The sequence below is a fragment of the Streptacidiphilus fuscans genome, from assembly GCF_015690355.1.
GTDB lineage: Bacteria > Actinomycetota > Actinomycetes > Streptomycetales > Streptomycetaceae > Streptacidiphilus > Streptacidiphilus fuscans.
This window is the reverse complement of the sequence record NZ_JADPRT010000006.1, coordinates 1-21,992: the sequence shown is the minus strand read 5'-3', so window position 1 is coordinate 21,992 and position 21,992 is coordinate 1. Positions and strand designations below refer to the sequence as shown.

The following is a 21,992-nucleotide window of genomic DNA, read 5'->3' as shown; positions in this document are numbered from 1 at the left end:
GCATTTCTTGCCGTGGCGTGTGGGTATGCCCCAGAGAGTGACAAGAGTCCACTTGGTGAGAAGCCGTAATCACTAAGGCCAAAGCTATTGACCGCTTAGATAGCTCCTCTTAAGGTCAGCGACACCCCCGCTCCCATTCGAAGGGAACCCGCATGGCCACAGTGGCGCCCACCACGGCCGTCGCCTCCGTCGCCGCCAGGATCGAGAGACTTCCCCAGTCCCGCTGGCACACCAAGGTCCGCACCGTCATCGGCGCGGTGACCTTCTTCGAGGCCTTCGACCAACTGCTGACCGCGTCCACCCTGCCGGTCCTCACCAAGCAGTGGCATCTCACCGCAGGTCAGGGCACGGAGATCATCACCAGCAGCTCGATCGGCATGCTGCTCGGCGCGGTCGCCGCCGGCTGGGCCGGTGACCGGATCGGCCGGGTGCGCACCGTCGCGCTGGGCGTGGCGATCACCGCGGTGGCGAGTTTCGCGGTCGCCGCAGCCCCGGGCTTCGCCCTCTTCTTCCTGTTCCGGACCATCCAGGGCTTCGGCATCGGGGGTGTGGTGCCGGTGGCGGCGACCTACATCAACGAGATCGCCAAGTCGGAGCGGCGCGGTCGCTTCGTGCTGATGTACGAGCTGATCTTCCCGGCCGGACTCGCCGCCGCCACCCTGGTCGCCAGCTGGGTCGTCCCCACCTTCGGCTGGCGCGCGCTCTTCGTCATCGGCGGAGTCCCGGCCATCCTGATCGCCTACCTGCAGCGCAGGATCCCCGAGTCACCGCGCTGGCTGCTCGCCCGTGGGCGCGCCGAGGAGGCCGAACGCGTGCTCGCCGGCATCGAGGCGGAGATCGCCACCGAGATCGCCGCGTCCGGCGGGGAGGAACTGCCCGAGCCGGTCCTCACCCACGTCAGGGAGGAGTCGCGCGGCAGCCTGCGCGACCTCTTCGCCGGGCGCTACCTCAAGCGCACCGCCGTGGTCTCGGCGCTCTGGTTCGTCGCGTACTACGTCAACTACGGCACGGCCTCCTGGCTGCCCTCGGTCTACACCTCGCACTTCCACCTGAAGCTGCAGACCGCGCTGGACTACACCCTGCTCAGCAACCTGACCGGCCTGGTCGGCTGTCTGGTGGTGGCGCTCCTGGTGGACCGCATCGGCCGCCGTCCCGCGCTCGTGCTCGGCATGGGCGGCGCGGCGCTGGCGCTGCTGGTGCTGGCGGCCTCGGGCGTCCACAGCGGCGGACAGGTCGCGGTGCTGGCGTCGGTGGCGACGCTCTTCGTCTACGCCACCAACGTGACGCTGTACCTCTACACCCCGGAGCTCTACCCGACCCGCACCCGTGCCATGGGCTCGGCGTTCGGCGGGGTCTGGAACCGCCTCGGCATCATCATCGGCCCGATCGTCGTCGGCGCGGTGCTGAGCGGCGGCGGCGACCTGGCCACCGTCTTCGCCCAGCTCGGCTGCGTCGCGGTGGTCGGCACGGTGGTCGCCCTGTTCGCGACCGAGACGCGTGGCAGGACCCTGGAGGAGCTCAACTCCTGAGCGTCCTTGAGAGGTTGACCGCAACCTCTCGTTGACCGGTGGCCGCCCGTTCCCCACGACGGGCGGCCACCGCGCGTTCACCACCGTGCGATGACGTCTGTCTGCTCACGATGAGGGAAAGAGTCCGCCGAGGATCGTGTCGAGGTACTTGTCGAGAGCGACCAGGTCCGGCTGGTCGAACCGGTCCTGCTCGGCGGCCCACTGCGCGTTGTCCCGCCCGCACGCCGCGAGCACGTCGCTCTCGGCCGCCCCGGTGCGGCGGGCGATCTCCCGTACGTCCTCGGGGTCCAGGCCGGTCGACCGGGCGGCGCTGGTCCAGCACCAGAGCAACGCCTCGGGGATCTCCTGCTCGACGATGCCGTTCTCGCGCACCTGCTGCACTATCCAATGGGTGAATCCGGTATGCCACGTGTCGCTGCTCATGGCCCGCGTCCATCCCTTCCACGACGATCTGTTCGATCTCTTCGCGGACTTGCTACCCGCGTTGCAGCCACTCCGTACCATCGGCGAACGATTGATCTCCGCGTGAGACAGCCGAGACTGCTGAGACCGCGGAGCGACAACGGAGCTGGACGGGTCGTCACGCGGTCAGCGCGGTGGGGCGGCGATCGGTGCGCCGTGGATGTAGTGCTCCAACTGGTCGATGGTGAACTGCTGGTCGGCGATCTGCTGCTTGAGCAGGTCGCCGATGGAGACGATGCCGCTGAGCCGTCCGGCGTCGAGGACGGGCAGGTGGCGCATACGGTGCTCGGTCATCAGCGCCATGCACTCGTCCGCGGTCTGGGTCGGTTCGACGTAACGGACCCGCGCGGTCATGATCTCCTCGACGCGTGTGGTGGCGGCCGAGTGTCCATGGAGCTCCACTTTGCGGGCGTAGTCCCGTTCGGTGACGATCCCGGCGATCTGTCCCTCGGCCATGACGACGAGCGCGCCGATTCCCTTGGCTGCCATCAGCGTCAGCGCGTCGAGTACCGTGCGGTCCTTGCCGATGGTGTGAACCGTGCCGCCGCCGTCGGGCTTGGCAGCGAGGACCTGGGCAACAGTCAGGGGCATGTCAGTGATCCTTTCGGTGGCCGACACCTCCCTTCTCTTCATGCCCACCTCCGGACCCGGCAGAACGACCCCTTCCGGATGACGTGCTCCTAGCGCCCGGGACGGGCGCGAGAAAGGTAGCGCGCGCCCTCGCCGAGCAGGCCGGGGAGCGGCTGGGCGGTGGGGTGCCACGCTGCCTCGTACTCCCAGGAGACCCAACCGTCGGGCGGCAGCAGGGCGACGCACTCCGCGATCGGCAGGACGCCCGCGCCGAGGGCGAGCGGGGTGAGGTCGTCGGGGCCGGCGATGTCCTTGACCTGGGTGTGGCCCAGATGCGGAGCCAGCGCCGCCCACGACTCCGACGGGGACTCGCCCGCGAGCCAGGTGTGCATCAGGTCCCACAGCCCGCCGACCGCCGGGTGGTCGACCCGCGCCACGACGCGTGCCACGTCGCGGGCGGCCCGGTGCGAGTCGTGGGTCTCCACCAGGACGCGTACGCCCGCGCGTTCCGCCTCGTCGGCGACGACGGCGAGCCGCCGAACCGCGCGCTCGTCCGCGTCCGCGAGCGGGTCGTCCCCGCCGCTCGGGAAGACGCGGACGGACTGCGCGCCCAGATCGGCGGCGAGGCGGACGTGCTCGCGGAGCGAAGCGACGACCGGTGCGTCGTCCCCTGCGGCGGCGACGCCGACGTAACTGGCCAGGCAGAGCGGGGTGATCCCTGCGCGCTCCAACAGGCGGCGGGCGGCCAGGCGTTCGGCGGAATCCAGCTCCAGATGGACGGATTCGCCTGCGGTGCACCGCAGTTCGAGGCCCTCCCAGCCGTGGTCGGCGGCGAGGCGGACGGTGTCGGCCAGCGGCAGGCCTGGCAGTCCGAGGGTCGAGAGGGCAAGGCGCACGGGAGCAGCCTAGAACACCGAGGCTGGAACTGGAAAGCGCTTACCCAAGTTTGTCGGTCCTGCGGACCGCCGTGCGTCGTGCCGTCACGCCTCCTGCTGCGGGCGCGCTCCCGCGCGATAGGCGCCCGGCGTCGTCCCCATCGTCTGGGCGAAGGTGTGGACGAACGCGCTGGTCGTCGCCCATCCGCAGGCGTGGGCCGTGTCGGTGACGGTGGCGCCCTCGGCGAGCAGCACCATCGCGGTGAAGACCCTGACACGGGTGCGCCATTGAGGGAAGGTCATCCCGAACTCCTCGCGGAACAGCCGTGACAGCGTGCGTTCGCCGGTGTGCACGTGACGGGCGAGCCCGGAGAGGGTGTACGGCCGTTGCAGGTCTGCCTCGACGAGCCGGCAGGCGTCGGCGAGTCGCCGGTCGCGCGCGGTGGGAAGCGTGATCGGCTGGAGCTCGACGCGGCGCAGCCGGTCCCGGAGCACCGCCCGGAGGTGACGTGTCTCGGCCGGTGTGAGCGTGGTCCCGGTCAGAGCGATGAGCAGTTCGCGCACCAGGGCGTCGACGCCGATGACCGTCGGTGTGCGCGCGGCGAGCAGCGGTGCCGCGCCCGTGGCGGGGAACCCGACCGTGTGGAACCGGCTGTGGCCGTAGAAGCGGTGCTCGTGCCACGTGCGCGCGGGGACCCACAGCGCGCGGTCGTTCGACGCGACCCAGGAGCCGTGCTCCGTGCGGATCGCGAGGACGCCGGAGCTGACGTAGATCAGCTGGTGGTCGTCGTGGCGGTGGCGGTCGATGAGGTCGCCGCCCTCACGGTCCTCGGTGTGGGTCGGCGCGACAGGTGTGTGGCGGATCTGCGACATCACCAGGCAGAATACGGGAAGTCTGCCCCCGCCGGATCGTCCAGGGTGGAGGCGTGAGGACGATCCAGAGAGCCCCCCGCCCCCGCCCCCGCGAAACCGATGACCTGCCGGGACACTGGCGCCGGATGCGGGTGTGGGCCACCGCGCACGCCGTCGACGACTTCTACCAGGGGCTCGTGCCCGCCGCCGTCCCGTACTTCGTACTGGAGCGGCACTTCAGTTACGTCGAGGCCTCCGGGCTCGCGCTGGCCGCGACGCTGGGCAGCGCCTTGCCCCAGATACCGATCGGCCTCCTGGCCGACCGGCACCGGCTGCGGTGGATGTCGCCGCTCGGCATCACCCTCGCGGGCGTCGGGGCGGGGCTGTCCGGGCTGGCGCCCGCGTATCCGCTGGTGTTCGCCCTGCTCCTGCTGGCCGGAGTCGGCATCGCGATGTTCCATCCACCCGCCGGGCGGGACGCCCGCCGTGCGGCGGGGGACAGCGCCACCGCGATGAGCTACTTCGCGGCGGGAGGCAGCGTCGGATTCTTCGTCGGCCCGGCGCTGGTGACACCGGCTCTGGACAGCTTGGGGATCGGCGCGACCGCGCTGTTCATCCCGCCGGCCGTGCTCATGGGCTTCGTGCTGCTGCGCCACCACGGCCGGACCACGGACCCTGCGTCCCGCATTGGACGGCGTCAGGGCACGGACCAGGTCGGGCGGTTCGCCACGCTGACCGGGGTCGAGATCGTGCGGTCCACGATCTCGACCGGGCTGAACACGTTCGTCTCGCTCTACTGGATCCGGCATCTGGGAGCGAGCAGCGCGCTCGGCGGTCTGGCGCTGACCCTCGAACTCGGCGGTGGCGTCCTCGGCACCCTGTTGGGCGGCCGGATCGCCGACCGCATCGGGATGGTCCGCACGGTGCAGGTCGGCAACGCCGCGATGCTGCCCGCCCTGTGGCTCCTGCTGGCCTGTGACGACAAGTACGCCGCGCTCCCGCTGGTACTGGCCGTGGGCGTGATCTCGAACGTGCCGTTCGCCGTGCTCGTCAAACTCGGCCAGGACTACCTGCCCAGCCGGCCGGGCACCGCGGCCGGCGTCACCCTCGGGCTCGCGCTGAGCGCCGGTGGACTGTTCATGCCGCTGCTCGGCCTCGTGGCCGACCGCCACGGTCCGCGAGGCGCTCTCGTCGTCCTCGCGTCCGTGACGGTGATCGCCGTCGTGGTCTCCCTGGCCCTCCGCGAGCCGGCCCGTGAACCGGCCGACGACCCAGGACTGCGCGCGGGAGCAACGTAAGCAGCACGCGCGGACGTGGACGGCGTGAGAGACAATCGCGCATTTCGGTCAGGGGCAATCACGCAGCCGGTGTGCCCTGGTTCCTCTCGCTGAACGCAAGGCTCCCGACCCACGATGACGAGGCGTCATATTCGTGGTCGGCCGGGAGATTCGATGGCACCGCAACGCCCCCCTCGCGAGGAAAAGCAGAACAGCGACAGCCCCCGTTCCGGCAGGGCCGCGCTTCCAGCTGCCGGAGCCCGGCTCCCGGCCGGAGGTCGGCTGAGCGCCTCGGGCCCCGCAGGCCTCCTCGCCCTCCAGCGCCTCGCCGGGAACGCCGCCGTCACGCGGGCGATCCAGCGGCAGCGGTCCGACGACCAGGAAGTCGAAGCGCCACAGGCGGACGCGCCCGTGCAGCGGGCGGTGCAGGACGAGCTGCGCCGCCCGGGGCAGCCCCTCGACCAGGCGACCCGGAGCGACATGGAGGCCCGATTCGGGGCCGACTTCTCCGACGTCCGCCTGCACACCGGCCAGGCCGCTCGCGAGTCGGCGGCGTCCGTCGGCGCCCGCGCCTTCACGTCCGGCAGCCACGTGGTCATCGGCGAGGGCGGCGCCGACCGGCACACCCTGGCGCACGAGCTCACCCACGTGATCCAGCAGCGCTCGGGCCCGGTCGCCGGCACCGACCGGGGGGACGGGCTTCGGGTCTCGGACCCCGGTGACCGCTTCGAGCGTGAGGCCGAGCAGCAGGCCACCCGCGTTCTCGCCGGAGCGCCGCCCGCGCACGCCGACCACGCGCACACCGCCCACGCCGCCGAGGGCCACACGGGCCACGCGGGACACACGGATGCGGCCGGGACGTCGGTCCAGCGCATGCCGCGCGGGCGGGCGACCCTGGAGCCCGACACGATCCCCGCCGACGCCAGGGACCAGGACAACCAGATCTGGCAGTTGCAGTCCCTGGTGGCGATGTACGTCCCGAGGGAGAGGTTCGACGACGCGGGGAGACTCGTACCGGCACCGATGGCGGCCTACACCACCCCGAGCCGCGACTTCCCGGAACATGCGCAGATCGTCTCGGGCACCACACTGCCCAGGCCGGCGGGTCGCCGCGGCGGGGCCCTTCGAACCCGATGGCAGGTCAAGTTCAGGACGCAGTTCTTCGTCTACACCGTCGAACTGATCAACGATCGTCAGGGTCGCAGCAGCACGTTGATCGATCCCGACGCGGCCTTCACCGTTGTGGACAAGGTCCCCAGGGACCACGGAGGCCACTCGATCGGCCGGACCTACCGCTTCGACGACAGCTGGGGCACCAACCCTGCCCATCACGCCGACGCGCGGGAACTCTACGAGCTGGCCCGGGCCAGGGGTCTGAACATGGACAACTGTGTCGACGGCACGGATACCAGGCACCTCATCCAGCTGCCCACGGATCGGCACCAGCCCTTCGTCTTCTACCGGCCCAACATTCACGACCGGCACTTCTCCTATGCCAACGGAACGGCCAAGGACAGTCGGGGCTTCATGAGTGCACGAGCCTTCGACAGGGCCGCTGCCGACCCCCGGCGCCGACCGGAGGAGATCCGCACGCGGGTCGCGGTGTCCAGGCCGCCCACGGTGGACAGGGCCGAGGCAGGACGCAATCCGGCGGCGGCGATGGGCAACATCGCCGCGCACGAGTTGATGCCCGACACCGGTCACGGCGGCGGATCGGGACGGCTGGCCTCGCACGAGTGGTGCCACCTGATCGGCGACGGGGACGACGGCCCCAGCGAGTTCCGCAACCTGGTGGTCGGCACCAACGCCGTCAACACCGAACAGCTCGCCATGGAGACGGCACTGCGCGACTTCCGGGCCAGGTTCGCCAGTCGCGGCTACGCGATCCGGCTGACCGTCACAGCGCTGCTCGAACCGGCCGAGCTCGTGGTGCCGACGATGCCGGGAGGCCGTTACAACAAGGCCGACTGGATCAGCTTCGCGATCGACGTCATCGCCGACCCCGGCGAGCATGCGACATCCGCGCAGGTGAACACGGCGGCAGCCGAGTTCGGGCTGGTGCACCGGCAGATCATGGACGCCAGCCGCGGCACCATCACCGAATCGGAGTTCACCAGCCTCCACCACGAGGTGCGCAACAAGCTGGACCGCACGTACCAGGACATCGTGATACACCAACAGGAAGAGGAAGAGCGGCGGGCGCGGCGGCGCTCGCGGGGGCCGTACCACCACTCGGCCATGGAGGACGTCCACTACTACTGACGGCCGACGGCGACCCCCGCGCGGGGTTCCTGTTCGCGCGCCTCGTCACAGGCCGGGAACGAGATCCTCCGCCTGCGTGTCCGGCGCGCGCTCGCCCGAACCCGCGCCCGCCCGCTCTGCGCTCCGCCGGCGCGCGGGCGCGCCGCACGCGTAGAAGACCAGCCCGATCACCAGGAACAGGGCCAGCGGCAGGACCTGACTGAGTGTGTACTGCAGCCGCTGCCCCGCGAAGCTCGGTGGCAGGGACGCCGCGGCCGAGCCGCCGGTGCCGAACCAGCCGACGCCGAAGCCGGGCCAGACCAGGACCACCACCGTGAAGGCGACCAGTCCCGTCGCCAGGATCGTCACCGTCCACACGCCCGCCATGCCGCCCGGGACCTGGTACGGACGCGGGGTGCGCGGGTACTTGCGGCGCAGCACGACCAGGCTGGGGAAGGTGATCACGTACGAGATGAACGTCGTCGAGATGGCCAGCCCCAGACCCGCCGCGAAGTACTTCTCGCCGTTGCCCTGGGTGAGGTTGAGCGCGACCACCAGCAGGATCGACGCCAGCACCGCCGAGAGGATGTTGACCCGCACCGGGGTGCCGTAGCGCTCGGAGATCCTGCCGAACCAGGCCGGGCCCGCGCCGTCCGCGCAGGCGACGGCCTGGGCGCGGTGGGCGCCCATCGCCCAGGTGATGCCGCTGGTGAGCAGGCCGATGATGAGCCCCGCCGCCGCGATCCCGCCGAGGACGGAACCCGCGCCCGTCAGCGTGATCGTGCCGTCGGCCGCGACATGGCCGCCGTAGACGGTGAACACCGCCTTGCAGGCGTCGATGAAGCCGCCGAGGCCGCCGATCTCCTTGGCCGGGAGAACGAAGAGGATGCCGAGGATCGGTCCGCCGTAGAGGACCAGCGAGGCGAGGCCCGAGCGCAGGATGGAGAGCGGGATGTCGCGCCGCGGGTTCTTCATCTCCTCGGCCGCCGAGCTGGGCAGCTCGAATCCGACGTAGTTGAAGATCAGCACGGGGACCAGGCCGACGAACCCGACGTAGGTGGGTGCGAACTGACCGGTCGGCAGCGCGTGCACGCCGTGCTCGATCGCGTAGACCACCACCGAGATGAGGAAGAAGCCGAGCAGCACGATCCGGGCGACCGCACCGGCGATCGGCACCCACTTGCCGACGCGGACCGACTGGACGACGGCGAACGCGCCGATCCAGATGAAGGCGAGCCCGGCCACGTACTTCCACAGGCCGGGCAGCGGCGTGAAGAACTGCTCCCAGGTGGTCAGCGCGATGATGCAGAGGCTGCCGCCGACCCAGACCGGGTTGGAGATCCAGTACAGGACCTGGTTGAGCCCGGCCGTGAACCGCCCGAAGGCGAGCCGGGTCCAGACGTACGGGCCGCCCTGGACCGGGAAGGCCGAGCCGAGTTCGGCGACCAGCAGGCCGTAGGGGAGGAAGAAGACGAGGGCGAGGACCGCCATCCAGCTGAGGCCCTGCGGGCCTTGGGCCGCGACCGAGCCGATGGTGTCGAGGCCGACGAGCGTGCAGATCAGGAAGAAGAGAACATCGCGCCTACGGAGGTCCTTGCGGAGTCGCGAGCGTTGTTCGCCCCAGCCCTCGGACAGGTCCGGGGTGGCTGGATCGGCGGGCTGCGGTGCTTGGGTCATGGGGGGTGACTCCTCGCGCAACTGACTGAATGTGCAGTTAGTAGTGGTACTGTGGTGCCGCCGCGAGGCGGTGTCAAGAGTCTGAACAGAGGGCCGTATAAGGTGGCGCCGTGGCGAGAGTGCGATTGAGCGTGGAGGAGCGGCGGGCGGAGATCCTGCGCGCCGCGGTCGAGCAGATCGGGCAGCGCGGCGTCGCCGCGCTCCGGGTCGCCGACGTGGCTGCCGCCCTGGGTGTCAGCAACGCGCTGGTCATCTACCACTTCGAGACCAAGGAGAAGCTGGTCGCGGAGGCCTTCGCCTACGCCGCCGAGGCCGACCTGGCCCGGTTGCGCGAGCTGCTCGGCCGGCGCGGCAGCGCGGTGCAGCGGCTCAAGGCCGCCGTCCGCTGGTACGCGCCCACCGGGCAGGCGAAGGGCTGGACGCTGTGGATCGAGGGCTGGGCGGTCTCGCTGCGCGAGGGCGGGCTGCGTGACGTGGTGCAGCGGCTCGATCAGCAGTGGAAGGCGGCGCTAGCCGAGGTGATCGGCGAGGGCGCCGAGGCGGGCGAGTACGCCTGCGACGACCCGCAGGGCGCCGCCTGGCGGCTGACCGCCCTGCTGGACGGGCTGGCCGTGCAGATGACCGCCTACCGAGGCTCGCTGTCGCGCAAGGCGATGCTGGAGTGGGTCGACGACGCCCTCGCCCGCGAACTCGGCCTGCCCCGGGAGGGTCTCTCCCGCTGACGGCACGGAGCTCCGAGAACATGAGCTCTGTCAGCCCTTGGCCCTGACGACGTGTCAGCGACCGTAGATCTGCTTGCCCAGCCACTGCCCGCCGTCGAGCGTCAGGCACTCGCCGGTCAGGTACGAGGCCCGGTCGCCCAGCAGGAACAGCGAGGCGTCGGCGACCTCCGCCGGATCGGCGAACCGGCCTGCGGGGACGGTCGCCAGGACCTGGGCGCGGGCGTTGTCGTCGGCCCACAACGCCGCCCCGGCGCCCTCCGTCTCGGTCGGGCCGGGCGCGATGCAGTTGAGCCGGATGCCGAGCGGTGCGAGCTCGACGGCCAGGGTCCGCGTCATCGCCAGCACGCCCGCCTTGGCGGCGGCCGAGTGGACCGTGCCGGGGTGGCCGTGCCAGGCGTAGGTGGCGATGACGGAGAGAATCGATCCGCCGGTGCCCTGGGCACGCAACTGCCGTGCCACAGCCCGGGTGCAGAGGAACGAGCCGTTCAGGACGATGTCGATGACGGCCTTCCAGCCGTTCGGGCTCAGGTCGATGCCGGGCGCGACGAAGTTGCCCGCCGCGTTGTTCACCAGGCCGTCGACGGAGCCGAAGTGACGTACCGTCAGATCGACCAAGGCGTCGACGGCGGCGGGGTCGCGGACGTCGGTGGGGACGGCGAGTCCCTCGGCGCCCTGCTTGGCGAGGAGCGCGACGGTCTCCTCCAGCCGCTCGGGCGTGCGACCGGCTACGGCGACACGGGCTCCGGCCTCGCCGAGCGCGAGGGCGACGGCACGGCCGATGCCGCTTCCGCCGCCGGTGACGATGAATGTGCGATCCGTGAACACGGACAGTCCTCTCGAAGTCTCAGGGGGCAAGAACGGCATGGGCGTCGAGGGCGACCGCTCCGCCCGGGTGGACGAGCAGCGGGTTGACCTCCAGTTCGGCCACCTCGGGGTGGTCGACGGCGGCCTGTACGAGCGCGGTGACCGCCTCGGCCGCCGCGTCCAGGGCGACGGGCGGCGCGCCGCGCCAGCCCGTCAACAGCGGGGCGTGGTGCAGCGAGAGCAGCAGTTCGCGTGCGGTGTCGGGGGTGAGCGGGGCCAGGGCGAGGGCGGTGTCGCTCAGCAACTCCGCGGTGGTGCCCCCGATGCCGACCATGGCCACCGGCCCGAACGCGGCGTCACGGCGCACCCCCGCGATCAGCTCGACCGCGTGCGGGGCGCGGACCATCGCCTCGACGGCGTAGCGGTCCGCGCCCGTCGCCGCCCGCATGCGGGCGAAGGCCGAGCGCAGCGCGTCCTCGTCCCGCAGGTCCAGGGCGACGCCGCCCGCCTCGGTCTTGTGGGCCAGGCCCATCGCCTTGAGCGCGACCGGACCGCCGATCCGCCGCGCGGCCTCGGCAGCCTCGTCGGCGGTGGTGACGAAGTCCGCCTCGGGGAAGGCCAGACCGTAGCCGCGCAGCAGCGCGCGCGTCGACTCGTAGCCGCCGTCCGTGAGGACGTCGCCTGTGTGCGGCGGGAGTCCGGGATCGAATTGACGCGGTGTCAACTGGCGCCACCGCAGCGCGTTGACGAGTGCCGCGCAGGCGTGCTCGACGCGTTCGTGGACGGGGACGCCGTGCTCGCGCAGGACCGTCAGGGCCGGGGTGTCGCGGGCCATGGTGTGGACGACGAGTGGCCTGCCGGACGTGCGTACCGCCGTGGCCATCCGTCGGGCGACGGCGCACTCGTGCTCCTGCTGAGTCGGGTTGGCGCTGGCGTAGTCGCCGAAGTAGCCGGTCAGCAGGACGGCGTCGGTGTCGCCGCTGTCCAGCAAGGTGGTGACAATCCCGGCGTAGTTGTCGAGGTCGGCCTCGCCCGCACCGGCCAGGTCCACCGGGTTGGCGGGCACGACGCCCGGCGGCAGATACGCGGTCACCGCGGCAGCGGCGGCATCGGGCAGCGGCGGGACGGTGAGCCCGTGGACGGCGAGCGTGTCGGCGGCCAGCGCGCCCTGGCCGCCGCTGTCGCCCGCGACGGCCACCCTGACGCCACCCGGCAGCGCCGGGGAGAGCAACGCGACGGCGGCGTCGACGAGTTCACCGGCGCTGTCCAGCAGCAACGCCCCGGCGTCCCGGCAGGCGGCGGCGACCGTCGAGCGGGCGCTCACCAGCGCGCCGGTGTGGGACGCGGCGGCGCGCCCGGACGCCTCGCTGCGGCCGACCGTCAGCAGCAGCACCGGCTTTCCCGCGCGCCGGGCCTCGGCCAGCACCCGGACCAGCCGCCTGCCGTCGCGGAAGTCCTCGATGTAGGCGGTGATCACCCGGGTCGGCTCGTGGGCGACGAGCGCTTCGAGCGCGTCGGCGGCGTCGATGTCGCGTTGGTTGCCCAGCGAGACGAGGCGCGAGAAGCCCTGGCCCGAGCGGGCCAGAAGCCGTCCGATCTCCAGCGCCAGATTGCCGCTCTGCGAGACCAGTCCGACCGCGCCGGCCGGGAAGTCGCCCCAGCTGAGCTGGAGTCGGCTGCCCGTGTCCACCACGCCCATGCAGTTGGGGCCCAGCAGCCGCGCGCCGTGGGAGGTGATCAGCGCGGCCAGTTCCTGCTCCTCGGCGGCGGTGGCGCCCGAGGTCACCACGGTGAAGCAGCGGGCACCCGCCGCGAGGCCCTCGACGACGGTGGCGCGGACGTGTGCCGCAGGCACGGTCACCACCACGTGGTCGACCGGGCCTGGGAGCGCGCCGAGGCTCGGCAGGAACGGCACGCCCTCCAGCTTGCCGCCGCGGTTGTTGACCAGATGGACCTCACGGAATTGACGCCCCGACAGCGCGCCTGCGGCCAGCCAGTATCCCCACTTCTCGGGGTTCTCCGACGCGCCGACCACGGCGACCGAGCGCGGGGCGAAGAGCGCGTCGAGCGGATGCGCTTCGGCGGCGGCGCTCGTGTCGCTCACCGGTACCACCCGAACCGGTCCGCCATCTCCGGCAGCCGGTCGGCGACGATGGCGTGCGCGGCCTGGCGCGGGGTGCAACCGTCGGCTTCGGCGCGGGTGAGCATCAGCTCGATCAGCGCGCGCATCGAGCGGCGGATATAGGCGAACGCCTCGTCGGCGTCCGGGCCTATGTCGCCGAAGAGGGTCCACCACCACCAGGCGTTGGTACCGGAGTTGACGACGACGTCGGGAAGGGTGGTGACGCCGCGTGCGGCCAGCAGCGTCTCGGCCTCGGGCAGCACCGGCATGTTGGCCGCCTCCACGATCCAACGGGCCGTGATCCGCTGCTGGTTGGCCGCGTCCACGCAGTACGAGACGGCGGCAGGGACCAGCACCTCGGCGTCCGCCGCGAGCCAGGCGTCGCCCGGCAGTTCGGTGTCGCCGGGTCGCAGAGCGGAGCGGTCGACCGTGCCGAAGGCGTCGCGGGCGGCCAGCAGCGCCTCGACGTCGAGACCGTCGGGGTTGGCGAGGGTGCCCTTGACGTCCGCGACGGCGACGATCCGCAGCCCGGCGCGGGCCAGGAACCGCGCCGTGGCCCCGCCCATCGTCCCGAAGCCCTGCACCGACACCCGCGTGCCCGCGTACGGCACACCCGCCCGGTCCAGCGTGGCCAGCACGGCCTCGGCGACGCCGCAGCCGCCCGCCAGCTCGTCCAGGCCGATGCCGTCCACCTCGACGGCGAAGGCGTCCGCCAGCCGCTTGCGGGCGGCGGCCTCGTCGTCGAGCAGCGGGTAGACGGCCTGGATCGAGGAGACCAGGCCCGCCTCCTCCGCCGCCCGGTCGACGAGGTCCTGACGCAGGCCCAGGTCCTCGCCGGTGGTCCAGAAGCTCTCCACGTACGGGCGCATGGCGCGCAGATAACGGACCAGCACGCCGTACGCCTCGGGGTCCTGCGGGTCGAAGTCGATGCCGCCCTTGGCGCCGCCGAGGGGGATGTAGCGGGCCTCGGGGTTGTAGTGGAGGGCCTCCTTCATCGTCATGCCCTGGGCGAGGCCGGTGACCTCCTCCAGCGTGCAGCCCGCGCGCATCCGCAGCCCGCCGCTGGACACCCCGCGCACCAGGCGGTCGACGACGAGATAGCCGTGGCGGCCGGTGACATGGTCGGTCCAGGTGATCGACATCAGCGGTGTTCCGGTCACTGTGCTGCCTCCTCGGGAAGGGTTGCGCGAACGGCTTCGGAAACGGTTGCTGGAACGGCTTCGGGAACCGTGATGACGGTGGGCCCGGGGGTGGTGAGCGCCTCGCGCAACGCGGCGGCGAGGGCGTCCGGGGTGGTGACCCGGATGCCGTGGCCGCCGTAGGCGCGGGCGAGCGCGGGCAGGTCCACCGACGGCAGGTCGACGCCGACCGGGTCGTCCCCGCGCGCGGTCATCTCGTCGCGGATCTCGCCGTAGCCGCCGTTGTCGAAGACCACGACGGGCAGCGGCAGCCCGAGCTGGGCCGCCGTGCCCAACTCCTGGACGCTGAACTGCAACCCGCCGTCGCCGCTCAGCGCGACGACCTGACGCTCCGGGCAGGCGGCCTTGGCGCCGATCGCGGCGGGGAGCGCGTAGCCGAGCGTGCCGAAGCCGGTCGGGTGCAGGTAGCGGCCGGGCGGGTCGACGGGCAGGTGGGGGAGTGCGCCGTAGTAGCAGGCCTGCGCGCTGTCGGAGGTGATCACCGAGTCGGGGGAGAGGACCGAGCGGATCGCCGCGAGGAACGGCAGCCAACGGGCGTCCCGGATCGCCGTCTCCGCGTCCCGCGCCGCGCGCAGCTGGGCGGCGACGGCGGCGGGGTGCGAGTCGGGGTTCGTGTCGGGGTTCGCGTCGTCGGCGCGACCGCCGAGGGCCGACAACAGATCGCCCAGCACCTCGCCCGCGTCGCCGACCAGGGCGAGGTCCGCGGGCAGGCCCGCGTACATCTGCGCGGGGTCGAGGTCCACCCGGATCAGCGTGCCGTCCAGCGTCAGCGGGCCTGACCACAGGTCGGACTCGGCCAGCTCGGTGCCGACGGCCAGCACCACGTCACGGTCCGTCAGCCACTTCTGCACGGCCGGGCTGTGCAGCGCCACGCCGAGCGAGAGCGGATGCGACTCGGGCACGACGCCCTTGCCGTTGGCCGACGTCACGACGGGCGCGCCCAGCCGCACGGCCAGGGCAAGGGCGGCCTCACCGGCGCTGCGTGCCCCACCACCGAAGATCAGTGCCGGCCGGCGGGCCAGGTCGAGCACGGCCGCCGCCTCGGCGAGGACCTCCGGCGTGGGCCTGGGGAACGCGGTCGCGGGCGCGACGCGCGGGTCGCCCGCAGGCTCGGCGGTCTCCAGCAGGTCCAGCGGGATCTCGATGTGCACGGGACGCGGTCGCTCGCTGCGGAACAGCGTGAACGCGCGCGCCACCGCCGCGCCGATCTCCGCGACCGAGGAGACCCGGTGGCTGAACGCGGCGATGTGCCGGAACGCCTCGGTCTGGCTGGGCATCTCGTGCAGCAGCCCGGTGGACTGGCGGGGATGCCGCAGCGGCATCCCGGGGGAGATCACCAGCAGCGGCACACTGTCGGAGTACGCCTGCCCGACGGCGGCGGCGATGTTGAGCAGCGCGGGCCCCGTCGTGGTGACGGCGACGCCGGGACGTCCGGTGGTCCGGGCGTAGCCGTCGGCCGCGTAGCCGGCTCCCTGCTCGTGACGTGGCGTCAGATGCCGTACCCCGTACCGGCCGAGGTGCCGGTAGAGCTCCAGGTTGTGGGTGCCTGGGATGCCGAAGACCAGGTCGGTCCCGTGCGCCGCCAGCGCCCGGACGACGGCCTCGCCGCCCGTGAGGGGCGCATGGTCGGCCATCACAGGCCCCGCGAGATGACGAGGCGCATGATGTCGGAGGTGCCCTCCTCGATCTCCTCCAACTTGGCGTCGCGCATCCACTGCTCGACGGGGTACTCGCGCGAGTACCCCCAGCCGCCGAGGGTCTGCACGGCGGCCCAGGTGCACCAGGCGGCGGTCTCCGAGGCGGTCAGCTTGGCCATCGCGGCCTCGCTCGTCGCGTCGAGCCCCGCGTCGAGCCGCTTGGCCGCGCGCCAGGTCATCAGCCGGGACTGGTCGATCCGCGTGCGCATGTCGGCCAGCCGGAACGCCACCGCCTGGTGTTCGATGATCGGCTTGCCGAACTGGACGCGGGTGCGCGCGTAGTCGCGGGCGTACTCGTAGGCGGCGCGCGCCACGCCGGTGGCCGCCGCGCCCAGCACCGTGCGGGAGATGTCGAAGGTCCGCATCAGGCCCTTGAAGCCCTGGCCCTCCGCGCCGAGCAGGTTCTCCTCGGGCACGAACGCGTCGGCGAGGAAGACCTCCCGACAGACGATGGCGCGCTGGCCCATCTTGCGCATCGGCTCACCGAAGGTCATCCCCTCGGTGTCCTTGCGCAGCAGGAACGCGCTGACGCCGCGTGCGCGCGCGGCGGGGTCGGTCTTGGCGAAGACCACGTAGAAGTCCGCCTCGCCGGCGTTGGAGATCCACGCCTTCTGGCCGTTCAGCAGATAGCCGCCGGTGGTGCGGGTGGCGGTGGTGGTGATGGATCCGGCGTCGGAGCCGGCGCCGGGCTCGGTGGTGGCGAGGGAGGTCATCGGGGTGTCGGGCCCGGCGAGCGGGGTGAGCCAGGTGCGCTTCTGCTCCTCGGTGCCGAGCTCAAGCACGGGGTCGGCGAAGAAGCCGTTGGAACAGAGCAGGTTGCCGATCCCCAGGTCCCCGACGCAGAGCTCCTCCTGGACCAGACACTGCGAGAAGACGTCGGTGAACCCGCCGCCGCCGTACTCCTCGGGGAGCATGAAGCCGGTGATCCCGACCTTGGCCGCCGCCCGCCACAGGTCCCAGGGGGTCTGCGTGTCGGCCTCGTCGACCGCGCGGGCACGCGGGCGGATCTCCTCCTGGGCGAAGCTGCGGGTGAGTTCGACGATGTCGTTCTGCTCTGGGGTGAGCGGGCACAGCTCGACGGGCAGCACGGACACGGTGCCTCCAGGCGCGACGCGGATGCTTCCAACTGAATTGTGGTTCAGTATCCGGAGCCTGCGGAGGGGCTGTCAACGGTTCCGCCGACTGAATCGTCATTCAGTAATGTGGGAGAGTCGATCACCTGCGGAGGTGGTCGGCTCGTTGTCCTGCCGTGCGGCGGACGCCGCTCAGTGGGCGGGTGGCACCGCAAGCGTGGTGACCAGCGTGCCAGTGCGGTCGCGGATGTCGATCCGTGCCGGGAGCGTCCGGCCGCGGACCCTGGTCCCGCCGCAGCCGACCTCGTGCTCCTTGCTCAGCACGTCCCGGACCGCCGAGGCCAGCGCCGCGCCGAGGACCGGGTCGGTCACCGTCTCCGTCTCGTCTCTCAGCCAGTGCAGCGTCAGCACCCAGCCGCGTCGTGTCGGTTCGCTGCGCGGCTGCGTCGGCTCCGCGCGCAGCCCGAGCTCTTCGAACGCCTCGATCAGGTCCTCGACGTCCTGGCCGTCGAGGTGTTGGAAGTTCTCCTCGATCAGAAGCTGCGCCATGGCGTGGTCCCCCGTGTGTGCTGGTCGTGAACGCGTTTGTGTGGAACGTCGGTTGATCCTGCGTCCGCTTGCGGACGCCGCAGGATATTCCATCGTGATCTTCGAGTCGATCTTGACGTTCTTGACGCGCTCTGTACGGCGTGATCACCCGTCTTGTCGCATCCTTAGCCCTGCTACGGTCGCGGGATGCGCCTGTACCTGTCGTCCTTCCGCGTGGGTGACCATCCGGACCGGCTGCTCGGGCTGCTGCCCGGCGGACCGGGGCGGATCGCCGTGATCGCGGACGCGATGGACGCCGCGCGTGAGGACGTCCGCCGTGCGGGCGTCGCGCGGGAGGTGGACGCGCTCGCCGCGCTGGGCTTCCGGCCGCAGGAGCTTGACCTGCGGGAGTTCTTCGACCGGCCGCACGCCGAGGTCGAGCGCGCGCTCGCGCCGTTCCGGGCTGTCTGGGTGCGTGGCGGCAACGCGTTCGTGCTCCGCCATGCGATGGCCCGCAGTGGCGCGGACGGCGTCCTTTCGGCCCGTCTGCGCGAGGACAGCCTCGTCTACGCCGGTTACAGCGCAGGACCCTGCGTGCTGGCCCCGTCGCTGCGCGGGCTGGAGCTGTGCGACGGGCCCCAGCAGGTCACCGAGGTCTGGGGAGCCGAACCGCTCTGGGACGGGCTCGGCGTCCTCGCCCACGCCTTCGTCCCGCACGTCGACTCGCCGGGCCATCCCGAGACGGAGCTGTGCGCGGAGGTCGCCGCGCACTACCGGTCCACCGGTGTCCCGCACCGCACCCTGCGTGACGGGCAGGTCCTGCTGGTCGACGGCGACGGAGTTTATCTACTCGGCTAGCTCGGTCGGCCGACTGCGGCCTTCATGGCAGCGGATCTGGTGGATCCAGACGTTGGGGCGGCGGCAGCGGGCTCGGCGTCCAGCTTCGTCGGCCGATTCAAGTTAAGAGCCTTGACCAGATTCATCCGTCGGCAATCTCCTCGATGCCTTCCCGTTCAATCGGAACCCAAGACTCCCCCGAGCAATCTCCTGCCCCTTTTCCGAAGGAAGACACATGACCACCCGCCGGATCATCGCCGCCCTCACTCTGGCCGCTGCCTTCGCAGTGGCTGTGCCGTTCGCTGCCAGCCTTCCCGCGCAGCCCGCGAAGGCCCACGCGGTCGCCAGCCAGATCAAGTGGGGCCTGGGCTACTGACTTCGACCGCGCGTCAGGCCGGGCGGCTCCCGAATGTCGGAGCCGACCCGGCCTGTCGCGCTGTGCTTGCTGGTTCAGCCGCTGGGCTCGGAAGGGTCGGGGATGCCGCGGCTCACCGTGGGCTCCACGGTGGCCGCCTGCTCCTCGGCCTGCTCGGCCTCCGGCTCTGGAGTGGTGTTGACTTCGGCGCCCTCCGGGGCGTCGCCGCTGCCAGCGCTCCCGCCTCCCCAATTGGGCATGTTCGTTCCCCCATCCCGTTTGGTGACTGGTCCTGCCATGGTGGCATTCGGCCGGCCCACGGGGTATGAGGGTGCGTCAAGTCAGGCCGACCGCTCCGCTTGGTGTCCTTTTGGATGACTGCCTGTGCCGGGGGAGCCAAGGTTGCGGTTGGGCCGCCGCAATCGACGGGATCGTGCCCTTCGCACTGACGGGCTCCGCCGCGAGGTGCGATAAGAAGGCTGGGCTTGCAATGTTGCCATTGGAAGGCTAACCTTCTAGTTATGAACGCTCGCGATGATCTGAACCGGTCCACCGCCACCGCGATCCACGTCGCGGTGGGGATGGTCAAGCGGCGCACTCGCGAGGCCGTGGCAGACGGGGAGCTGACCGCCCCGGAGCTGTCGGCGCTGGCCCAGATCGAGCGCAGCGGGTCGACCACCGTCGCCGATCTCGCGCGTCAGCAGCAGATCACCCCGCAGGCGATGGGCTCCACCGTCGCGTCGCTGGAGAAGCACGGGCTCGTGACGCGCGCCCCGGACCCCGACGACCGGCGTCGATCGCTGCTGTCGGTGAGCGGTGCGGGCAGCGACGCCCTTCATTCCGGCCGCAACGCGCTGTCCGACCGCATGGCCGTCGCGCTCGCCGACGCGTTCACCGACGACGAGGTCGCCGTTCTCGCCGCCGCCGCTCCGCTGCTGGAACGCCTGGCCCAGCACATCTGATCTCTCTCTCCGAACCAACTCCCATGCCCCCGGCATGCGGAGGCGATGACGTGCGGCCTCGACCGCACCAAGGACGTGCTTATGTCATTGACCGAAAGGCACTCAGCGACCCTTCCCGCGCACGGTGGCCGCCCGTTCTCCTGGCGGTTCACGACGCCCCTGTTCCTCGGTTCGGCCCTCAACCCGATCAACAGCTCACTGATCGCGACAGCGCTGCTGCCGATCGCCCACGACCTGGGCATCCAGATCGGCCAGACCGCCGCCCTGGTGGCCGCCCTCTACCTGGCCAGCTCCGTCACCCAGCCCACCGCGGGCAAGGCCGCCGAGGTGTTCGGGCCGAGGCGCGTCTTCATATCCGGCATCGTCATGGTCGCCCTGGGCGGCGTCTTCGGCGGCTTCGCGACCAGCCTGTGGATGCTGATCGTGAGCCGCGTCGTGATCGGACTCGGCACCTCGTGCGCGTATCCGACCGCGATGCTGCTCATCCAACGCCGCGCGAAGGACGCCGGATTGGCCAAGCCGCCGGGCGGCGTGCTCGGCGGACTCATGATCGCCGGGATCGCCACCGCCTCGCTCGGCCTTCCGCTCGGCGGGGTGCTGGTGAACGCCCTGACCTGGCGGGCGGTCTTCTTCGTCAACGTTCCCGTCGCCGTCATCGCGTTCGTCGCCGCGGTCGCCTGGATCGAGCCCGACCCGAAGCGTGCCGAACGGATGAGCGCGCGTGACATCGCGTCAAAGCTCGACCTGCCCGGCATCGTCGGCTTCGCGGGAGCCATGCTGACGCTGCTGATCTTCCTGTTCGACCTGCCCGCCGTGCACTGGTGGATCCTGGTGCTCTCCCTGGCGATATGGGCGGTGCTGGTGCTGTGGGAGCTTCGCGCGCGCACGCCCTTCATCGACGTGCGGCTGCTGGCCTCGAACCCCGGACTTGCCAACACCTATCTGCGCTTCGGCCTGACCCAGCTCTGTGTCTACGTCGTCCTGTACGGCATCACCCAGTGGATCGAGAGCGTCCGCGGCTTCAACGAGTCCGCCGCCGGACTGCTCCTGCTGCCGATGACCCTGATATCCGGCCTCATCATCACGCCGCTCTCGCGGCGCGGACTCGTCCGGGGGCCTGTCGTCGCCGCGGCGGCCACCTGCCTGATCGGATCGGTCGGCGTGCTGCTGCTCAGTTCGACGGTGTGGATGGGCGTCGTGGTCGTGCTGACCCTGGTGTTCGGTCTCGCCATCGGCTTCTCGACCGCCGGCAACCAGATTTCGCTCACCCAGCACGCGCCCGCAGACCAACTGGGCACCGCCTCCGGGCTGCTGCGCACCTTCGGGTACGTCGGCTCGATCGGCGCCAGCGCCGTCACCGGTCTGGTCTTCCACCACAGCGTCACCGACCAGGGCGTGCACCAGATCGGCTGGATCATGACGGCCGTCAGCGTCGTGCTGGTGGCGCTCACCCTCGCCGACCGCACCCTGCGGCCCGCCCGGAAGTGACCGTTCGGCGCCACGTCGATCCACCCAGAACTACCTAGAACCCTCGAACCGCCTCAACTGATTCAGGAGACATTCATGTCCATCACCACGATCGACCCCAACACCGCCCTCATCGTCGTCGACCTCCAGGGCGCCGCACCCCACATGCCGACGGTCCACCCGTTCGACGGCGTCCTCGCCAAGGCGGCCGAGCTCGCCGACGCCTTCCGGGCCAAGAAGCTCCCCGTGGTCCTCGTCAACGTCGCGGGCGGCGCCCCGGGTCGCACCGAGCAGGGCTTCGGAGCCTCGGCTGCGGCACTCCCCGACGGCTGGACCGACCTGCTCCCTGAGCTCAACCAGCAGCCCGGCGACAAGACCGTCACCAAGTACACCTGGGGCGCGTTCCACAACACCGACCTGGCCGAGCACCTCAAGGACCTCGGCGTCACCCAGGTCGTCGTCTGCGGCATCGCCACGGCCATCGGCGTCGAGTCGACTGCCCGGCAGGCTTACGAGCACGGCTTCCACGTGACGCTGCCGCTCGACGCCATGACCGACCTCGATGCCGCCGCGCACGAGAACTCGGCCACGTTGGTCTTCCCGCGCCTCGGGGAGACCAGGCGCTGGGAGAGCTCGTCGCCCGCCTTGGTCAGCGCCAGGCGCAGCTCCTGGAGGCGGCGCGGGACGCGGACCGACCAGCTGGTGTCGCGGAAGAAGCGCTTGATCTCACCGATGATCGTCGG

20 protein-coding genes and 2 pseudogenes are annotated in these 21,992 nt (G+C 71.3%); 9 read left to right on the top strand and 13 right to left on the bottom strand.

The window, feature by feature from the left end; translation table 11 throughout:
• Positions 1 to 152: 152 nt before the first annotated feature.
• The gene (locus tag I2501_RS15900; RefSeq protein ID WP_196194698.1) at positions 153 to 1,529 is read left to right on the top strand and encodes an MFS transporter; all 1,377 of its coding nucleotides are present in this window, start codon (positions 153 to 155) and stop codon (positions 1,527 to 1,529) included.
• Between the two features lie 105 nt (positions 1,530 to 1,634).
• Here I2501_RS15900 and I2501_RS15895 read toward each other — a convergent pair whose 3' ends face one another.
• The 4 genes from I2501_RS15895 to I2501_RS15880 all read right to left on the bottom strand — a co-directional run bounded on the left by I2501_RS15895 (position 1,635) and on the right by I2501_RS15880 (position 4,309).
• Positions 1,635 to 1,952, bottom strand: coding sequence for a hypothetical protein (locus tag I2501_RS15895; RefSeq protein ID WP_196194697.1), 318 nt, complete (start codon positions 1,950 to 1,952; stop codon positions 1,635 to 1,637).
• Between the two features lie 165 nt (positions 1,953 to 2,117).
• Positions 2,118 to 2,582 (bottom strand): CBS domain-containing protein, encoded by a 465-nt coding sequence (locus I2501_RS15890; RefSeq protein WP_196194696.1) that lies wholly within the window; start codon positions 2,580 to 2,582, stop codon positions 2,118 to 2,120.
• 89 nt (positions 2,583 to 2,671) lie between these two features.
• Positions 2,672 to 3,457 carry a sugar phosphate isomerase/epimerase family protein gene (locus I2501_RS15885; protein WP_196194695.1) on the bottom strand — a complete coding sequence of 262 codons (786 nt, stop codon included), beginning with the start codon at positions 3,455 to 3,457 and terminating at the stop codon, positions 2,672 to 2,674.
• 84 nt (positions 3,458 to 3,541) lie between these two features.
• Positions 3,542 to 4,309, bottom strand: a complete 768-nt coding sequence (locus I2501_RS15880) for an AraC family transcriptional regulator (protein ID WP_196194694.1) — start codon at positions 4,307 to 4,309, stop codon at positions 3,542 to 3,544.
• A gap of 125 nt (positions 4,310 to 4,434) precedes the next feature.
• Here I2501_RS15880 and I2501_RS15875 point away from each other — a divergent pair, with 125 nt between their 5' ends.
• Entirely contained in the window at positions 4,435 to 5,586 is a 1,152-nt protein-coding gene (locus I2501_RS15875) for an MFS transporter (RefSeq protein ID WP_196194693.1), read from the top strand.
• A 153-nt stretch (positions 5,587 to 5,739) separates the two neighbouring features.
• Positions 5,740 to 7,827 (top strand): eCIS core domain-containing protein, encoded by a 2,088-nt coding sequence (locus tag I2501_RS15870; protein WP_196194692.1) that lies wholly within the window; start codon positions 5,740 to 5,742, stop codon positions 7,825 to 7,827.
• Positions 7,828 to 7,872: 45 nt separating this feature from the next.
• On the opposite strand, the gene I2501_RS15865 is transcribed toward I2501_RS15870, so the two are convergent.
• A complete protein-coding gene (locus tag I2501_RS15865) occupies positions 7,873 to 9,483 on the bottom strand; it encodes an APC family permease (RefSeq protein WP_196194691.1) in 1,611 nt (536 codons plus the stop codon).
• A gap of 110 nt (positions 9,484 to 9,593) precedes the next feature.
• On the opposite strand from I2501_RS15865, the gene I2501_RS15860 reads away from it, so the two are divergent.
• Positions 9,594 to 10,205, top strand: coding sequence for a TetR/AcrR family transcriptional regulator (locus I2501_RS15860; protein WP_196194690.1), 612 nt, complete (start codon positions 9,594 to 9,596; stop codon positions 10,203 to 10,205).
• 54 nt (positions 10,206 to 10,259) lie between these two features.
• On the opposite strand, the gene I2501_RS15855 is transcribed toward I2501_RS15860, so the two are convergent.
• The 6 genes from I2501_RS15855 to I2501_RS15830 all read right to left on the bottom strand — a co-directional run bounded on the left by I2501_RS15855 (position 10,260) and on the right by I2501_RS15830 (position 17,649).
• Positions 10,260 to 11,030 carry an SDR family oxidoreductase gene (locus I2501_RS15855; protein WP_328806393.1) on the bottom strand — a complete coding sequence of 257 codons (771 nt, stop codon included), beginning with the start codon at positions 11,028 to 11,030 and terminating at the stop codon, positions 10,260 to 10,262.
• Positions 11,031 to 11,049: 19 nt separating this feature from the next.
• The gene (locus tag I2501_RS15850; protein WP_196194688.1) at positions 11,050 to 13,113 is read right to left on the bottom strand and encodes an acetate--CoA ligase family protein; all 2,064 of its coding nucleotides are present in this window, start codon (positions 13,111 to 13,113) and stop codon (positions 11,050 to 11,052) included.
• Complete coding sequence (locus tag I2501_RS15845) at positions 13,110 to 14,273, bottom strand: glutamate dehydrogenase (protein ID WP_196195020.1); 1,164 nt, start codon at positions 14,271 to 14,273, stop codon at positions 13,110 to 13,112. Before I2501_RS15845 ends, I2501_RS15850 begins: the two co-directional genes overlap by 4 nt.
• Before the next feature lie 14 nt (positions 14,274 to 14,287).
• A complete protein-coding gene (locus tag I2501_RS15840; RefSeq protein ID WP_196194687.1) occupies positions 14,288 to 15,964 on the bottom strand; it encodes a thiamine pyrophosphate-binding protein in 1,677 nt (558 codons plus the stop codon).
• Entirely contained in the window at positions 15,964 to 17,121 is a 1,158-nt protein-coding gene (locus I2501_RS15835; RefSeq protein ID WP_196194686.1) for an acyl-CoA dehydrogenase family protein, read from the bottom strand. Before I2501_RS15835 ends, I2501_RS15840 begins: the two co-directional genes overlap by 1 nt.
• Before the next feature lie 171 nt (positions 17,122 to 17,292).
• Positions 17,293 to 17,649, bottom strand: coding sequence for a hypothetical protein (locus I2501_RS15830; RefSeq protein WP_196194685.1), 357 nt, complete (start codon positions 17,647 to 17,649; stop codon positions 17,293 to 17,295).
• A gap of 186 nt (positions 17,650 to 17,835) precedes the next feature.
• On the opposite strand from I2501_RS15830, the gene I2501_RS15825 reads away from it, so the two are divergent.
• Together I2501_RS15825 and I2501_RS15820 are read left to right on the top strand one after the other, a co-directional pair.
• Positions 17,836 to 18,486, top strand: a complete 651-nt coding sequence (locus I2501_RS15825; RefSeq protein WP_196194684.1) for a Type 1 glutamine amidotransferase-like domain-containing protein — start codon at positions 17,836 to 17,838, stop codon at positions 18,484 to 18,486.
• 214 nt (positions 18,487 to 18,700) lie between these two features.
• Positions 18,701 to 18,841 carry a hypothetical protein gene (locus I2501_RS15820; protein WP_196194683.1) on the top strand — a complete coding sequence of 47 codons (141 nt, stop codon included), beginning with the start codon at positions 18,701 to 18,703 and terminating at the stop codon, positions 18,839 to 18,841.
• A 74-nt stretch (positions 18,842 to 18,915) separates the two neighbouring features.
• Here I2501_RS15820 and I2501_RS15815 read toward each other — a convergent pair whose 3' ends face one another.
• Positions 18,916 to 19,080 carry a hypothetical protein gene (locus I2501_RS15815; protein WP_196194682.1) on the bottom strand — a complete coding sequence of 55 codons (165 nt, stop codon included), beginning with the start codon at positions 19,078 to 19,080 and terminating at the stop codon, positions 18,916 to 18,918.
• Between the two features lie 261 nt (positions 19,081 to 19,341).
• Here I2501_RS15815 and I2501_RS15810 point away from each other — a divergent pair, with 261 nt between their 5' ends.
• The 3 genes and pseudogenes from I2501_RS15810 to I2501_RS15800 form a co-directional block, all read left to right on the top strand.
• On the top strand, positions 19,342 to 19,782 hold the full coding sequence (locus I2501_RS15810; RefSeq protein ID WP_196194681.1) for a MarR family winged helix-turn-helix transcriptional regulator: 441 nt from the start codon (positions 19,342 to 19,344) through the stop codon (positions 19,780 to 19,782).
• 81 nt (positions 19,783 to 19,863) lie between these two features.
• The gene (locus I2501_RS15805) at positions 19,864 to 21,270 is read left to right on the top strand and encodes an MFS transporter (protein WP_196194680.1); all 1,407 of its coding nucleotides are present in this window, start codon (positions 19,864 to 19,866) and stop codon (positions 21,268 to 21,270) included.
• 75 nt (positions 21,271 to 21,345) lie between these two features.
• Positions 21,346 to 21,867, top strand: a pseudogene (locus tag I2501_RS15800) (isochorismatase family protein); the annotation flags it as partial.
• Here the strand turns inward: I2501_RS15800 and I2501_RS39370 are convergent.
• Positions 21,867 to 21,992: pseudogene (locus I2501_RS39370) on the bottom strand (RNA polymerase sigma factor SigF); the annotation flags it as partial. The pseudogenes I2501_RS15800 and I2501_RS39370 sit on opposite strands and share 1 nt — an antisense overlap.